Annotated in this window: 18 protein-coding genes and 1 CRISPR repeat array; of the genes, 16 read left to right on the plus strand and 2 right to left on the minus strand. The window is 57.2% G+C overall.

Annotation, left to right across the window (positions count from 1 at the left end; all coding sequences use genetic code 11):
- The first annotated feature begins 48 nt into the window (after positions 1-48).
- From PQV96_RS21645 to PQV96_RS21670, 6 genes are all read left to right on the plus strand, one after another.
- A protein-coding gene (locus tag PQV96_RS21645; RefSeq protein ID WP_142082499.1) for an IS3 family transposase occupies positions 49-1250 on the plus strand; the annotation gives its coding sequence in 2 pieces (ribosomal slippage) (positions 49-316 and positions 316-1250; 1203 coding nt in all).
- A gap of 70 nt (positions 1251-1320) precedes the next feature.
- Entirely contained in the window at positions 1321-2148 is an 828-nt protein-coding gene (locus tag PQV96_RS21650) for a hypothetical protein (protein ID WP_273625307.1), read from the plus strand.
- 391 nt (positions 2149-2539) lie between these two features.
- A complete protein-coding gene (locus PQV96_RS21655) occupies positions 2540-2752 on the plus strand; it encodes a helix-turn-helix domain-containing protein (RefSeq protein ID WP_273625308.1) in 213 nt (70 codons plus the stop codon).
- A 25-nt stretch (positions 2753-2777) separates the two neighbouring features.
- Entirely contained in the window at positions 2778-2954 is a 177-nt protein-coding gene (locus PQV96_RS21660; RefSeq protein WP_273625309.1) for a hypothetical protein, read from the plus strand.
- The gene (locus PQV96_RS21665; protein ID WP_273625310.1) at positions 2944-3408 is read left to right on the plus strand and encodes a hypothetical protein; all 465 of its coding nucleotides are present in this window, start codon (positions 2944-2946) and stop codon (positions 3406-3408) included. Before PQV96_RS21660 ends, PQV96_RS21665 begins: the two co-directional genes overlap by 11 nt.
- Positions 3409-3753: 345 nt before the next feature.
- Positions 3754-4143: a hypothetical protein gene (locus tag PQV96_RS21670; protein ID WP_273625311.1), complete on the plus strand. Its 390-nt coding sequence runs from the start codon at positions 3754-3756 to the stop codon at positions 4141-4143.
- 120 nt (positions 4144-4263) lie between these two features.
- A CRISPR array of direct repeats spans positions 4264-4563; the repeat unit is 36 nt; unit sequence GTTTGAGAGCACTGCTGTTTGAGTAGTGGTTGGAAC.
- A gap of 61 nt (positions 4564-4624) precedes the next feature.
- On the opposite strand, the gene PQV96_RS21675 is transcribed toward PQV96_RS21670, so the two are convergent.
- Entirely contained in the window at positions 4625-5701 is a 1077-nt protein-coding gene (locus PQV96_RS21675) for a hypothetical protein (protein WP_273625312.1), read from the minus strand.
- A 9-nt stretch (positions 5702-5710) separates the two neighbouring features.
- The gene (locus tag PQV96_RS21680) at positions 5711-6613 is read right to left on the minus strand and encodes a hypothetical protein (RefSeq protein ID WP_273625313.1); all 903 of its coding nucleotides are present in this window, start codon (positions 6611-6613) and stop codon (positions 5711-5713) included.
- A 224-nt stretch (positions 6614-6837) separates the two neighbouring features.
- Between PQV96_RS21680 and PQV96_RS21685 the strand changes: the two genes are divergently transcribed.
- The 10 genes from PQV96_RS21685 to PQV96_RS21730 all read left to right on the plus strand — a co-directional run bounded on the left by PQV96_RS21685 (position 6838) and on the right by PQV96_RS21730 (position 15678).
- Complete coding sequence (locus tag PQV96_RS21685; RefSeq protein WP_273625314.1) at positions 6838-7467, plus strand: hypothetical protein; 630 nt, start codon at positions 6838-6840, stop codon at positions 7465-7467.
- 39 nt (positions 7468-7506) lie between these two features.
- Positions 7507-7932: a hypothetical protein gene (locus PQV96_RS21690; RefSeq protein WP_273625315.1), complete on the plus strand. Its 426-nt coding sequence runs from the start codon at positions 7507-7509 to the stop codon at positions 7930-7932.
- Positions 7933-8087: 155 nt separating this feature from the next.
- Entirely contained in the window at positions 8088-8405 is a 318-nt protein-coding gene (locus PQV96_RS21695) for a helix-turn-helix domain-containing protein (protein WP_273625316.1), read from the plus strand.
- A 31-nt stretch (positions 8406-8436) separates the two neighbouring features.
- Positions 8437-9759: a type II toxin-antitoxin system HipA family toxin gene (locus PQV96_RS21700; protein ID WP_273625317.1), complete on the plus strand. Its 1323-nt coding sequence runs from the start codon at positions 8437-8439 to the stop codon at positions 9757-9759.
- 43 nt (positions 9760-9802) lie between these two features.
- The gene (locus PQV96_RS21705; protein ID WP_273625318.1) at positions 9803-9940 is read left to right on the plus strand and encodes a hypothetical protein; all 138 of its coding nucleotides are present in this window, start codon (positions 9803-9805) and stop codon (positions 9938-9940) included.
- A 107-nt stretch (positions 9941-10047) separates the two neighbouring features.
- Complete coding sequence (locus PQV96_RS21710) at positions 10048-12927, plus strand: phospholipase D-like domain-containing protein (protein ID WP_273625319.1); 2880 nt, start codon at positions 10048-10050, stop codon at positions 12925-12927.
- Positions 12928-13029: 102 nt separating this feature from the next.
- On the plus strand, positions 13030-13821 hold the full coding sequence (locus tag PQV96_RS21715; protein WP_067513382.1) for a CBS domain-containing protein: 792 nt from the start codon (positions 13030-13032) through the stop codon (positions 13819-13821).
- Positions 13822-14046: 225 nt separating this feature from the next.
- Positions 14047-14721, plus strand: a complete 675-nt coding sequence (locus PQV96_RS21720) for a YkgJ family cysteine cluster protein (protein WP_273625320.1) — start codon at positions 14047-14049, stop codon at positions 14719-14721.
- Positions 14722-14794: 73 nt separating this feature from the next.
- Complete coding sequence (locus tag PQV96_RS21725; protein WP_273625321.1) at positions 14795-15307, plus strand: H-NS histone family protein; 513 nt, start codon at positions 14795-14797, stop codon at positions 15305-15307.
- Positions 15304-15678, plus strand: a complete 375-nt coding sequence (locus PQV96_RS21730) for a hypothetical protein (protein WP_273625322.1) — start codon at positions 15304-15306, stop codon at positions 15676-15678. The genes PQV96_RS21725 and PQV96_RS21730 overlap by 4 nt, the downstream gene beginning before the upstream one ends.
- The last annotated feature ends 27 nt before the right edge of the window (positions 15679-15705 follow it).

Here is a 15705-nt window from a genome sequence, read left to right on the forward strand (position 1 = left end):
AAGTGGAGTTCTTAGCTCATGACCACAATGCTGGAAAGGAGCGAAGAAATGGTCGACAAGCAGGTACGTGGCAAGTACACCCTGGAGTACAAACTGGAGGCTGTCAGGCAGGTCAAGGCCGGGCAGTCTGGGGCGGTGGTGGCCAAGGTGCTGGGCATCCCGTCATCAAATGTGTCCAACTGGGTTCGCCTGGATGCCAAGGGGCAATTGGGCGGTGTTGTGCCGAGCCAGAAGGCCCCGGTGGTCACAGCCGAACAGATGGAGCTTGCGCGTTTGAGGGCCGAGGTGGCTCGCCTGAAGATGGAGCGCGACATCGCAAAAAAAGCCGCAGCGTACTTTGCGCAGGATGTGCTGCAAAGTACGCTTGGGTCCGGCAAATGAGCGGCAAGGCATGGCCTGTGAGCCTGATGTGCGAGGTGCTGGAGATCAGCACCAGCGGGTACTTCAACTGGAAGCGAGGTCAGGGTGAACCTGATCATTGCCCCAGCCGGTTTCAGAGCGACGAAGCCTTGCTGGCGCACATACGTGCCATTCACGCGGAGATCAAAGGCGAGTACGGTTGGCCCCGCATGCACAAGGAGCTGTTGGCCAGGGGCATCCGCGTGGGCAAAGAGCGTGTGCGCGTGCTGATGCAGCGCCACGGGATCAAGGCGCGCACCAAGAAGAAGTTCGTCGTTACCACCGACAGCAAGCACCACCTGCCGGTGGCTCCGGATCTCGTGCAGCGGCGCTTCAACCCCGAGGCGCCCAATCTGCTGTGGAGCGGCGACATCACTTACATCCCCACCGATGAGGGGTGGCTGTACCTGGCTGCGGTGCTTGACCTGCACAGCCGCCAGGTGGTGGGCTGGAGCATGCAGCCGCACATGCAGACCAGCCTGGTCAAAGACGCGCTGCTGATGGCCTGCTGGCGCCGCAGGCCAGCCAAGGGGCTGATCTTCCACAGCGACCGCGGCAGCCAGTACTGCAGCCATGAGTTCCAGACCACGATGAAGGCCTGGGGTATCAGTTCATCCATGAGCCGCAAGGGCAACTGCTGGGACAACGCGCCCACGGAGAGCTTCTGGGGCCATCTGAAGGTGGCTTGCGTGCTGGGGCAAAGGTTTGCCACCCGAGAGCAGGCCAGGACAGCCATTCTGAACTGGATGGCCTTCTACAATCACTCTCGTCTGCATTCGGCGCTGGGCTATCTCAGCCCCATGCAATACGAGCAACGCTGGCTGGCGGCTCAGCGCAAGAACGCCGCATGAAACCCGGGCTAAGCGCTCCGAAATTCAGGGGCAACCTCAATGTCAAAGTTCCGAATACTGGATGGCTGCGATGAATTTTGATGTCCTTCGCCGCTTCTCACGCTTTTGGCCGCTTTTATTGATTGTTGGCGCAGTTGGATTTGCCGCAATTGTGCAGATCGATATAAACAAGTACCCCGTGATTGGTGGCAGGTATCTAGGCTTTTACCTGGTCTGGGCTGCGCTGCTACTCATCGCAGTCGGCGTAGCAATTGGGCTTCTGGCATTTGTGTTTGGCCCCAAACGTGCTGTATTTGCTATGGGGCTCGGGAGCTATGTCTGGTACCGCGCTTTGTCCTTGCCAGATGAGGCGGTGACGTTCCTTGTGCGCGACAGCATCATGCTATCGGTTGTGGGCGCCTATCTGCTCACGATTGGCATTCTGGGCGCGATAGCGCATGCGCTCTCAAGCGGTACAGGCACACAGGCAAAGTCATTTGGCACCAAGAGCTCAAATGGCGTTCGTGCCGGTCAAAGTCGTGTTTCCACGGCGAGAGGGGCTGCAGTTGGAGCCGGGGCGGCTGCTGCGGCTGGTCTTGCGGCTGCGAGCGTTCATTTTGATGATTACGATGGAGGGAGCCATTTCTCCCCCTCAGTCAACATCGATGGAACGCCTATGTTGGGCGGGGTAGACCTCAACGGCAATGCCTTCGGTGTTACCTCAACCAGCTTGTTCAATGACCATTTCAGCAGCAGCCCCAGCGTCAATATCGACGGCTCTCCAATGATGGGAAGCGTCGATATCCATGGCAATCCCTATGGCGTAACAAGCGACTCCTTCAGTGACGGCTCTTTTGGGGGGCACAGCTACGGCAACGACTCTTTCAGCAGCGGCGGTTTCGGCAATGACTCGTACTAGCGCGGTGAGAGAGCGATTCCCGAGGTGCTCTTTGATTCGAGCTTAGCTGGAACCCCTTTCAGGGGGCTCAACATATGGCTCGGGCAAGGCCTGGGCGGTGGCTGAAATCGAGCACGACATCATTGATGTGGCGATAAACGTGGCAAGGGCGCTGGAAGAGGGCCGCAAAGCTACCGGAAAAGCAATCAATGACCTCAGCAAACACCGACTCATCCCATAACCTTAGACCTGGAGTGAAAGCGTGCAAGCAGTAGAGGCAAAAAGGATCATCGAAGCACTGGCCACTGGAATCGACCCCATTACAGGTGAGGTTCTGCCTGATGACAGTCCTTTCGCGCCACTGGCGTCTACGATGCTGATTTTTTCGCATCTTTAGAGCAGGAACCCATACGTGACCGCAGAAGAAATTGAAGCCATCCGACAGAAGCTGGGCTGGACCCAAGCGGTGATGGCTCAGCACTTGGCCTGCGATTTCGTGAGCTACAAGCGCTATGCCACGAATGCGCGCCCCGTGCCCCGGTACATCGCCCGCAGCGCACTGCTGCTGGAGTTCATCCACGACAACGGACTGATGAAGGCTTTGGAAAAGGCGCTTGACAAGTAGCCAATGGCTACCCAAAATAAGGGCCATGAGCGAACTTGCCTACCTTCTTTCGACCCAGCAGCGCGCCCTCTCGCGCGACTGCCTGTTTTTGGATCCGGTGCTTGATGCGCGTGCGCGGCAACGCCACCAAGAGGCTGCGAAGCGCTATGCCGCGCGCCTGATCGCTGGGGACTATGGTTATGGGAGCTCTCATGCTGGCTGAAGTCCATCCTTTCACTGCCGCCCAGGCCTGCGTTGTCGAGGGCGCCGCATGGCTGAACATGACCCGCCTGCCGGTGGGAGACCCCGGTCGAGAGCTGGACGATGACATGGACTGCCTGGAGCAGGCTGTGAGTCAGTTTGACTCTGCGATTGATGCGCTGCGTGACTTTGCGACCGAGCAGGAGGTAGTCGGTGGGCGTGAAGTCAACGGCTACTGGGAGCAGGACATCCAGACGGTGGTGCTAGATGCTCAAGCCGACGCGGCAGCCAAGCAGCTGGAGCAATTGGTGGCCCCCGTGCGTGCCTGGTACCAGGGTGGCGACAAGCCAGAGGTGACGCAGGCTTTCATGGAGCAGCTGCAGTCGTTGCTGACCACGGCCTATGGCACCCGGATGAGCTTTGAGCGTGCGTACAACGAGGCCTTGGGCGAGGCATTCGAGGCTTGCTTGGGATGAGCATGGATACTGCACTGCTGCCCAGGCCCCGTTACCTTGCTCTCAATGGCCAAGGAACCGAATACGAGCGGCCAGCACGGTTGATCGGTGAGTTACCCCTTCAGGATCGGTTTCAGGCGCTTGCCAGGGCCACAGAGCACGTTGCCCAGAGGGCGGGCCTGGAGGCTGTGAGAACTATCCCGTTTGGGGCTCCTGTGTTCACCGCGTTCAAGGGCATGACCCGTCCACATGCCAAGAGTCACCCTCCGGCCTGCCCTCAAGAGCCTGGTGCTTGTGTCCAAGGGCGCACGTATCAGTCGCCCAAAGACCAAGATAGCGGGGCTCGAAGTCATCATAAAGAACGACATGCTGCGCAAGACCATCGATGCCGATGTTGAGAACGCATCAGCGTTGCTGGTCGCCAAGGTCGTCAGTGCTGAGACGCTGCGCAACCTGGGAATGCAGTTGACCCAGATGCACCGCCCTGTCAAATACAACTGCCACGCGAAATTCGGCCTGCCTGAAGTAGTGCCCAGCCCTTCCGTTCAGCCGATTCGGTTGGTTGCGGAGCACGCAGGAGTTGCAGCCCGAACTGAGCAACATACTCCACAGCCTGACCGTTCCAACGAGCCCCACACTCGCCCTCAGATGGCTTGTCATAACTGCCAGCAACCCATCACCAACAACGTGGCAAGGTTCTGTTTGAGCAACAGGCATCGATACGGAGGCAAGCTCTACTGCATGAGGTGCCAATAACGTGCTGGCTTGTCATCAGAAGAATGGAACATTTACACGCCTAAACGCGTTGAGCTAGTACGTTTATGCAGCATCAGGTACCGGTTTTTCTTAGCGGTGATAATGAGTTACATTGATTGGGTTTGAGAGCACTGCTGTTTGAGTAGTGGTTGGAACCAGCTGCAAATATCAAATCACTACCAAGAAGTTTGAGAGCACTGCTGTTTGAGTAGTGGTTGGAACCTATCCTGCTTGCCCTCACATTCCTGTCTGGTTTGAGAGCACTGCTGTTTGAGTAGTGGTTGGAACTGCACTGCCCTTCTGGCATTTCAAACTTCAGTTTGAGAGCACTGCTGTTTGAGTAGTGGTTGGAACTGCACTGCCCTTCTGGCATTTCAAACTTCAGTTTGAGAGCACTGCTGTTTGAGCAGTGGTTGGAACGCGCTAGTCGGCAGCTTGATCGCTCCCTCGGTTCAAGAGCACTGCTTCGCAGTGGTAACAATCAGACCCCGAGAAGAGCGCCCATCCGCTGCTCCAATGGCACTACTGGGCGCTGCGGGCCATCTTTAGGCGCAGACTGAGCCTGCACTCGGGCAGATCTCAGCTGCCGGTTTTCCAGTTCAAGAGCACGGCAGCGGCCCAGCGCCTCTTCAACCTCCTGCTGGCGTGCTTCAAATCCTTCATTCCATGCGGTGGTGGCTGCCTCCTCGACAGCCCTGATGCGCGCCTCATTGGCGGCATTGAGCACCATCTCGCATTCCAGCAGCGGAGCGGTACCGATGCTGTGAACCGTGAAGCGCGCCGTTTCGTTCAGCGGCTTCAGTTCGCCGCCTATCAGAGCCTCTTCCTCCACATCTCCTGATTGGGCAATCAGGTAGGCAATGGCACTTTCCATCGGGTTGATCTCGTCATTCAGTCTGTCAGCAGACATCATCCTGCCGACCATGGGAAGCAGATCGTTGTTCCAAATCTCCAGGTCGAGTCGATGCCATCCTTTGGCAGACACGAAATACACCTCAGGTGTGCTTTCTTCGTCGGCCATGGATACGACCGCAAAATGTGCGGCCAGCTCCCTGACCTCGATCCCAAAGAAGTAGGCCCCATGGGTAGGCGCTGGCTTGAATTCCTTGCTTGTCTCCCACACGGCCGTGTTGGGGTGCCAGCCGGATGAGAAGAGGGCGAACAGGGGGAAGAATATCGAGCTGAAGCTCGATCCGGTGTCATCGTTGATGTACACCCGGCCCTGCAAGGCTGGTACTACGGCTCGCTGAGCTTCCTTCTCTTCCTGCAGCAGTCGCACCATTTGCGATGTGTCGCGCTTGAGCTTGGCCCAAATGGGGCCCTGCACGATGCTCTCGGCCTTTACTGTGTTTGCGGACTTGGTTGTGCCCAAGCGCAAGATGGCTTCATCGAGTTGGTCTTGGGTGGCAAATCCCCCCATCGAGTCCATGAGGGCGGCGAACAACCCGCCCATCTTCTTTGTGTAGCGGTTGCTCTCATGCTCCTTTCGGAGCTGGCGCTTGCGTTCTTCGCGCTTCTTCTTCTCGCGCTTTTGGTCTTTGGTGAGCTTGGATGACATCGGCGCTCCTCAGCTTGTGCTGGTGGGAAGGTGAGAGGGCATGTGCCCGACGATCACTTTTTGGGTGTCCTCGTCGTAGAAAAAGTAGATCCGCATGCAAAAGCGCGGGTCTCGCGCGTTGCCCTTGCACAGGTGCTGATCCAGAAACTGCCTGCGGCCATGCCAGCGCACGAAGTAGAGATCACCCATTTCCCCGGCCACGCTCGGCTCCACGGAACCCCCAAAGTCCAGGCCCAGCGCCTCAGCCTTGTTCTTGAAAGCAAACCTGTCGGCCTTGCCGGTCTTGACCTGGGTGTATTCGTTGGCCAGCAGCTCCAGGCACTCGAAGAGGAGGGCGGGCTGCTCGAAGGTGCTGCGCTTGGTGGCTGCGATAGCGCGCGGCATGATGACGATGCGATCCGCGTTGGCGGCTGCCCACTCCCCGATATCGCTCAGCTGCCACTCCTTGGTGCTCTGGGCTTGAGCTGGGGGCTCTGGCAGGGTGTTTTGACGGGGTGGCTGGGCATAGGTAGCCTCGTTCATCACGGAGGTCTTGCTCAGCGATTTGGCCAGGTGCTGCCAGTACCGCACATCGGCCTGCAGGTGAAGTACCTGGGCGGTGTCGTCACGCACCACGCTGACCCCAGCAGGGTTGCTGCCAGCCGCCACCAGCTCTGCAAAGGCAGGAAACCGGCCCTCGCTCAATTGCCCCGTAGTCGCCCCCGCGAAAGCCTCCAGCCATACGGTTTCCAGCACCTCAAGGCTTGAGGCGCTCCCCATGCACAGGCGTTTTCCGGCGAAGGGAGCCCCGGTGCGCCCCGGCACAAGAAAGACCTCCCACACACCTGCGTTGGCGCTGTCCATCACCTGGGCAGCAAACCACTGGCCCGTGGGGTCACACCACCACTGAACGCGCAGGCGATCACCGCTCATGGCTCCGATGGTGTCGGGTGCGGGGGCTGTCAGAATCGAATCGATTTTGCCAAGGGACGACCAGAAGGACTCCGATATCGCGGCGCCAGAGGCTTGCGCCTCATCCACCCCGAATAATTCCCCCTGATGCATCGCCTGTTGTGTGTCGGCTTGAATATGCATGGGTGTCATTGGAACATATTGCGGGGCTCTACTGTACCTCCACGTTGCTATTTTGAATAACGATGAACTACACCAAAACCTATTTGCAACTTCTTCGAGAATCTATTGATCGAGCCCCAGAGTTTGGAATCACGCGGCCATGCATGATTAATACGGACAAGGTTAGGGATGATGATTTTGATAAAGCTAATTATTTAATACAGTGCGAGTGGCCGAAAATTACCAACTCAATCCCTGGCTATCTCGGAAACCGTTGCGTGGCGCTGGCGTCCATTGTCTTTGCGCTGCTCGTCAGCCATGGATTTAAGGCAGATATCGTCATTGGCACAGTTCATCACCGAGGCGAGCGCGTCTTCCCCTGTACGGTTGAGACGCTGCTCAAAGAAGTCAGGAGCCCCGGAGGTGTTGATGACGCGGTGGCGATGCATGCATGGGTGACGCTTGGAGGGGACACCATCATCGACGGGGGCATGCTTTCGCGACTCGTTCGCACAGGAGAGGCACCCGAGCGCTTTGATCGGCAGTATTTCTGGACTAGAGCCGGTTTACTCTCGCAAAAAAGCGATATGCAGTATCACCCGCTTGTAGTGGGCTCGCAGTTTATTGCCCTTATCAATGAAATCGACCCTTGGATTCAGGTGGAGGCTTACAGGGCGATGCTATCCGGGAAAATGCCTCAAAAAGTTGCATAAAATAACGGGTCGTTATTATTTAGACAACATCGCATTGGTATGAAGAAGTTTCACGGATTGTTTTTGGTCTTGGTAATGGCCTTGCCTTTGGCTGCCAACGCACGCATTACGCGTGAAGACTTGGATTTGCGTATTTCCAATACATCCGACCTGATCGGGCGTTTGCGCGCTTGCAGCAAATTCGATCAGGAAAGTATGCGGTTTGACAGCGCAGCAAAAGACACTGAGCTGGCGTTGTACAAGTACATGCGCGCCCCAGGATTGTTGACCGACACCTATCCAGATGTGGTTGCGGCCAAGGCTTCGGTGGGCTTGCGAATTGAGCTAGGTTCTTTGCAGTACCTCCGCAAGACCAGCCCCGGCGAGATCGCAAAAACCTGTGACGCCATTGAGCTGGAAGCTCGCGAGCAAATCGTCTTTTTGCTCAAAGACATCATCGAGCACCACAAGGGCAAGAAGCGGTAACGGCTCGCCTGAACAACGAAACCGCCCGATGGCGGTTTTTTTGTAACTTAACTTTCGTTGGATGGTTTCAGCGGTAGTTAAATACTGTTTGTGTTGGGCGTACATCTGCGATATAAAACTATTGTTTCTCTACAACAACAATAGTTGAGTTATCCATGAAGACACTCCAAGAGTTCGCCGACGCCCTCACCGAGGCGCAAAAGGCACGCAAACTGACCGCCAGGGAGTTGGCTGATTCGGTGGGGCTGTCTGATTTGTCGGTGCGCAAGATCCTGTCGGGCCAAACAGCACCCCGCCTCACGAACGCAATGGCTCTGGCCTCTGAGCTGGGGTTTGAGCTGGTGCTGGTGCCCAAGGAGGTTGCGCTGTCCATCTCAGGAGCCCCCAAGAAGCCTCGCTCAGTGCTGAGCAATGTAGAGCGGCTCTTGGGCACGGCGAGCAAGTTGAGCCAAGACGACAATTCAGACAGCTGAAGCGCTGCCACCAACCACGAAAGACTCTCCAATGCGGTACCGCGCTCTTGATGTGTTTCTGGGCCCCAAGAAGCGACTGGTTGGTCGGTTGTTCCAGTACGGCACGGGCAGTGGGGCGATCACTCGCCTCATTCCCGACAAAAGGTTCTGGGCCGATGACAACGCGCCTGTGCTGTCGCAAAACGCATTGGTGGACGACCCCATTGAGCGCGCGACGTTTGTGGCTGAGTACGACCGCCAGCCTTTTTTCAACGGGGTGGGGGAGGGCTTGCCCCCGTTTTTCAAGAACCTGCTGCCCGAGGGGCCCCTTCGCCGCCATCTGGAGCTGATTGGCAAGGTGGACAAGGGCGATGACTTCGGGCAGCTGAGCGTGTGCGGCACGGACTTACCGGGGGCCGTGTATGTGCAGCAGGCGCCGCTTGACCGCAAGAGCGTGGCCGAGGTGGTGACCCAAGGCAATGATGCGCTGGAGATGACGGTGACGCCGGTACCGCTGCCCGAGGCTACGTCTCTGTCCGGGGTGCAGCCCAAACTCTCCCTGGTTCAGGAGCGCGGGCGCTACGTGGCCAGGACGAAGGATGCCAAGGGGGTGCACATCATCGCCAAGCTGCCCACGGTGGAGTACCCGCTACTGCCCCAGGCAGAGGAGCTGTCGATGCGCATGGCAGCGGCGTGCGGGGTGGATGTGTGCCATGTGGAGCTGGCCCCGCTGGAGAACATCGAGGCCGATCAGCCTTTCGTGCTGGGCGAGGGCAAGCAGTTCTTGGCAGTTCGCCGCTTTGACCGCACGGCAACCCAGCACATCCACTGCGAGGACTTCGCCCAGATTCTGGGGATTCCCCCGGAGGAGAAATACACCCATCCCCTGGCCAGCTACGGATCCATCCTCAATCTGTTGATGCTCACGCCGGGGCTCGGGGTGGAGCCAGCCCTTGAGATGGTGCGCCGCATCACGGTGAACGATCTGCTGGGCAACTTCGATGGGCATGTCAAAAACTACGGACTCCTGTACCGCGACGGCCGCACGCCAGAGCTGTCCCCGGCCTATGACGTTGTTGCGTATGCGGCCTACCAGGGCGGGGCAGGGCATGCGTTGCGCCTGAGCCCCCAGAGCGAAAAACACGCCCGCGTGACACCCTTGGAGGTTCGCAAGCTGTGCAATGCCGTGCCAGGGCTGCTGGAGCCCAAGGTCAACTCCGTGATTCGGGACACGGTGAACAAGGCCGCCAAGGCATGGCCCGACATGATTGCCGAGTCCTCCTTGCTGCCAGCGCAGAAAGAGCGCCTGCTGAGCCATTTTGAGGCCGCGCCGCTGATCCAGTCCTTGCGAAAACGGCAGTCCAAGAAGTCATGAGCTCCGATAGTCCCGAACAAGTCATCAACCGAGAGGAGTAGCTATGCGCATCGAAGTCAGAGCAGTTGTCGAGGTACCGGACAACACGCCCATGGAGGCGATTGAGGAATGGGTGCAGTACGAGCTGGGCGCGGGAGGGATGGCCCAGAGCAACCCCTTGGCTGAACACAGTCTGCATTGACTTAGCGTGGATGTGCGGGAGGCATAAATTGCGCCACACGGTTACTGCGCTGAATCCGTGGCCGAATTGACGGGCGAGAAGCGCCACAAGACTAACCGAGGGGAAGAATGCAGCGACTGCTTTATCACGCACCAGACAACCCGAATCAGGAATCGCCTTTTGACCGTGCCATCGTGCAGGTCGTGCAGGGCCAGAACGTGAGCATTGTCAGCCCCTACATTGGCCTGGAGTACCTACACCGATTGATCGGGCTGTCGGCTTCATGGCGGCTGATTTCGGATGTGCTGGAGTGGCTATCAGCAACACCTGTCAGAGAACGTGGCGCGGTATATGAGTTCCTGAAAACTCACTATGGCCTGGTGCACCACTACCCTGCGATCCACGCAAAGGCCGTTGTCAGCCGCGTGGGGGCGTACACCGGCTCTGCGAATCTGACGGATGCGGGTGTGTTGCGGCGCACAGAGTTTGGCGTGCTTCTGACGGATCCCTGCCAGGTAAGCGAAGTCCAGCAATGGTTTGACGACATCTGGGGCCAGACATCACCTCCACCGCTTCTGAGCGTTCAGGAGCTGATTGCTGAGCTGAACCAAATCTCGCACGTAGCTGCTGATTTTGCGGATCTGAAGGCTACCCAGCTGGAGTCAGGTGCGCGGCGAGTGCGGGCCAAGCTGGTGAAGATCCTGGGGCATGAGCCCGTGGCTATCAGTGCACGGGGGGCTCAATCACTCAGCAGTGGCTCCCTTGCCTCGGCGCCAGCGACTTCGGCTGCAGATAAAACAGCCCTCACGGTCGTGCAAACACCTTCGACTGAGCCCTCCAAGAAAACTCAGCTGATCAGCGCGCCCCCTTCCTCCTCAGTAGCCACTCCCACGCCACTGCAGCCCAGTTCATTTGACCTGGATGCGGAGATTGAGGCGTATGTGGGCCGAAACGCAGTGCAGGGCTTCACCTTCGAGCAACTGCACGAGACCATGCGCAGTAAATCGCCAGCATTGACCCGCCGCGAGACTTACTTCGCAATTCTGGAGTCATGTGCATCGCACCCTAGAGCGCTGTTCTCAGCCGATGCGGTAAACCGACTGGTCTACCAAGACGGTAGGTTCGTGCAGAGCAGCAAGGAGTTGCTGAGTGCGGCGCTGAAACCTCTGGATGACATGGTTGCAGCATTCATTGATGCCCTCTCCTTTGATGAGCCGACCGCCACGAGCGTCACCACCGGCAAGCAGGAGATGGTGTTGGCGGGGATGAAGCAAGCAGGTTTTGTGGTGGAGGTGGGCGATGGGCTCCAACTGGCCCATGACGCCCTATGGAGTCCTCGATTGAAGTTATTGGAGCGCGCACACATCAGATGGGCCAATCGCCTGGCGCAGCGTAGTTTCAAAAGAGCCCCAGGGCCAATGCTGGAAGGTGCCTCTCTGGGCTTATCGCACCTGGCAGAGACAAGCGTGCAAGCGCCAGTCGTGGAGCCAGCAGTGGAATCGATGGCAGACGGCTTGGATTCCGAAGAGGCAGTGATTGAGAGCCGCGATCACAAGAAGGATATTGTTTTCTCTCATCTGGCCAAGATGCGCCACAGCATGGGGGAGAAGATCAATGTTCTGATGTATTCCCTCATCACAGACTTAGTGATCAAATCAGGTCTCAGCGGGGATGATGTGACGAGGCTTCTTAATGGCACATATCCCATGTACCGTAGCCCGTTCCTGGCGATGGTCACCAGCAATGTTCGCACCGTGAATATCGTTGCTGACCTTGATGGTAACCCGCATCTGCAGAATCTTCCCTTGACGCGGAGAGAGATAGAAAATTCGCTCACTCTGCGAGCTCTTCAATCTCCAGCGCGACCGACCGCTCTCTCCACCGCATCAGCACCAAAGGCAGTGCGAGTCCGATTGAGGACCATCAATGACGCGGACGAGAATTACCTGCAGATAGTTCGCTGGATTTTCACCACAAAGCCAATTGCGAAGCCATCGACGGATAACCAATTGCTCAGGACTCTCGAAGCAAGTGGTGTGTATCGAGAAAACATTAGACGATTGTTTTTTGACCGAGCAACCAGGTTTCCAAAGTTGTTTACGCACCTGCGCAATTCAAAGTTACTCAAACTGATTCAATCCAGCCTTCACCACTACCCCAACACCCAATCGTTTCTTCGGCAGGTGGTGTGGAAATCGAGCACAGTACACCCCTGGTTGGAAAGACCTGAGCAGATACTTGGAGCGCTGGTTGAGGATGCGAGGATTAATGCTCTGACTGAACTGCGACGTTTACCCTCGATGCGGGACAAACGCTACTGCGCGCTCTTTGGGTTCATCACGAAAAGCGTTGCCAAATTCGACCGTTTTAAAACCCAGGATGAACTTGTCACGAAGTTGGCTGAGTCAAAGTTGGAAAGGTACGTTATCGAGTATCTCCTTGGCATTGACGGTAGGCCACCGCAACAGCTTCTGCGGGTTAGAGAAGGTGATGATGGGTTTTATATCGAGACAAACGCCCGTGCACTAACCACGTACAAGAAATGCCGAACGTTTGTTGAAGATGTGATCAAGCGAGGCGTCCACCTGCTGCACCCGTGGCTGAGAGCCCCTTCCGACCAACAAGGGCAGGCTCTTGCTCCATCAATGTCAGGTGCAGCTCAGGCTCTATTTGCCCCCCTTCAATGGGAAGACAGGCAGCATCTTGAAATCGACACCCTGTACGTTGAGCTTGCCAAGCTGTTCAATGAAAGGCCGCCAGCCGACTTGGGTCTGCATGATCGTCAGATGCAATTTCGAGAGGCTGCAATAGCCAAATACCTCAAGATATGTGAGCTCAGGAAATCCGCTGGCAACAAACACGAGCCCGTGCTTTCGTTGGAAATTCATGATGGAGAGCAGCCCACAGTCGAAGTCGTGATCTACGGTGGGTACCGTGCTTATATCCACCAGTACCCCAAGTTGCAGCGTTACCTAGCCAATTCAGCAATGAAGCTCAGGCAAGTTTGAGTGGCCACGCATGTGAAATGAAGAGGGAGGCTGTGCTCAGATCATGAACAATGCATGTGCTGGCGCACACGGCGTGCGCTACAGACCTACCAGAGCTTTTGAATGTCGCGATTCTCACCGGTTGTTCCTGCACTGGAGCCCAACGAACGCCTTTTCTACCGCAACCGCCTCAGAGACGCGCGGTATGCCGCCCTGGCCGATGCCGAGGGGTTTGGCGCGATCTGTTTTGCATTGGAGGCGTTGGGGCTGCGCCTGCTGGGCGAAAAGGGGGCGCTAGGCTCCTACATGGACGGAATTAAGAACCTTGCTCGGTCGTCGCCCACGCTCAATGAGCTGACTACTCCTTTCCCATCCAAATTCAAACCCTTCGATGCCCTCTACGCCATTGTTCGAACTGCACGGAATGACGCAATGCACACGGGTGCCTATGCCAGGCACGCGACCCGCGAAGCCATTGAGTTGTGTATCGGCTTGGAGGATGCTCTGATGTCAGGTGTAGCGCAGACCGTGGGCAACTTGATGGTGTCCACAGCCATCGCCGTGGAGCCTTGGCAGCCAGTCGCACACGCGCGCCAGCTCATGCTGATGCACTCCTTTTCTTTCCTTCCTGTTCGCATGGACGGCACTTGGCATCTGGTCTCGGAGTTGGGCTTGGCCAAGTACCTGAGAAATGGGCTGAGGAATTCGCGGTTGGCCGAGTCCTTGGAGACTGCAAAGGGCAACGGCATGGAGTTGGTTTCGATCCATGACACCCAGCTGCTACAGGTGGGGATGAAGGTTGAGGAGGTTCTTTCCAGAGCCCAGGTACAGCAGGGGCCCATGCTGTGGCTGGTGGTGGAGGACGGCCGACCTGATCACCTAGCTGGTGTTCTCTCGCCCTTTGAGTTGATGTAGGGCGGAGGGGCTCAGGCAGATGACTCGAAGCACTTGCGTCGCGAGCACAATCCAGGAAGGGTGTACTCCCCCAATCAGGCTGAATGTCAATTTGGACGCTGGTCTATTGTTGTTTTAGACGATTGTTCGATGTTGTTTTAGACGGTGCGCTTTGTCATATGGCGACGGCCTGTGGTCGGTGCCTCTGGCGGCACTTTCAGTCAGCAATCGGGTAGGGAGTTATCCATGAGGAGGGACACCATTCAGGCGCCAGCGGTTGAGGTGCAGCGCCGCACCCCTGAGGTGCTGCGGCGGATCGAGGAGCGCTGCGCGGGGCTCCTGCCGCGTGTCGAAGCCAAGATGAAGACCCTCAGCGGCCGTGATCGCAGGCCTGAAGCACGCCTGGTGGACCAAGCGGCGCAGGCAGGGACGGTGGCCAAGCGGGTGATGTGGCTCAGAAAAGCGGCTGACTACCTCCAAGAGGGTGCCGCGCATCTTGCGGCGTGCCGCAAGGGCTGCTCTCATTGCTGCCACATATCGGTCATGGTTTCGCGCGCCGAGGCGCAGGTAATTGCCAGAGAGACTGGTGCCCACCTCAACACGGCTGCTGGCCAGTTCACGATGCAGGGCTTTGAAGAGCAGAGTGAAACGATAAGGGCCGCCACCCTGCAGGCCTACGGCGCTGCGTGCACGTTCTTGCGGGAGGGCTCTTGCAGCATCTATTCCAGCCGACCGCTTCAATGCAGGTTACTGCTGAACATGGATGATGACGATCTCCTGTGCCAGCTCATCGAAAACGGTGATTCCAACGTGCCATATCTGAACACCACCGAGCATCACATCGCGTCAGTGACCGTCTTGGGGGCTCATCAGGACTACGACGACTTGCGCAACTGGTTTCCGAAAGGGATGCCTGCCTGACGCCGCATGGGCACCCAAACGTCAAACGAGTGGCAAACAGATCTGGGAGCCTGGCCCAGAGAAATATTGCAGCGTGGAGACTTACTTGCCAGGCAAGCTTACAGAACTTCAAGAAGTCAGCTCTGATTGTTTTGCGTGCCTGCTGCCGACCGGGCATGTCCACTGGGTTGTTGCGCGCAAAATTGAGGTTTGCTCAACGATTTCTCGCTGGCTCCATAAAATCTCAGGAATGAATTTAGAAATCCGCGAGCTAGACCGACAGATTGCAGAACTTCAAGCCCGCCGTGACGCGTTGTTCAAAGAGTACAAGAGCCAGGCCATCCAAACCGCCCGACAGCTGGTAGAGCAGTACGGCCTGACACCCATTCAAGTCGGTCTGGGCTCCATCAGCCGAAATCCCCTCCCGCCATCGACCAAGCGTCCCACCACCTTCTACGATCCGAACCGTGGCCTTTCCTGGAATGGATCACTGGCTGGCCGTGGCCGCAAACCCGCGTGGATCGTTAAGGCCATCGAAGACAAGACCATTGAGTTCTTCCGCGTGCAGGTGCAGTCTGCGCAACCAACTCAGTGCAACAAGGTATGACTTTGACGCGTGGGCCGATGGTTGATCGCGAGGCCTGCATTGCTCTTGAATACATGCTTAAAGAGGCTTGTATGCCGCTCGTGACGGGGCCTTTTTTCAACGCTCTCGCATTTGGAAAGAGCGCGTGCGCTAAGCTGCTCCATGCTCACGATCTCGACAAACCTTCTGGTGGGTGGGGTACTACTTGGGGCTACATAGACCGCGATAAGCGCCTCCAAGTGGTCAAAATGCTCATTGAGATCGCCAACCCGCCCCGCGATGTTCTCATGCAGATTCGAACCATTGCGGAGGATGCATCTGATGTTGCCATTTGGCTGGATGCTCATTTGGGGCTCACTATTCCCATGAGCAACTCAACGGCCAAGCACTGACCAGATGAGGCGGTGCGAAAGCACGCC

The organism is Acidovorax temperans (genome assembly GCF_028596105.1).
GTDB lineage: Bacteria > Pseudomonadota > Gammaproteobacteria > Burkholderiales > Burkholderiaceae_C > Acidovorax > Acidovorax temperans.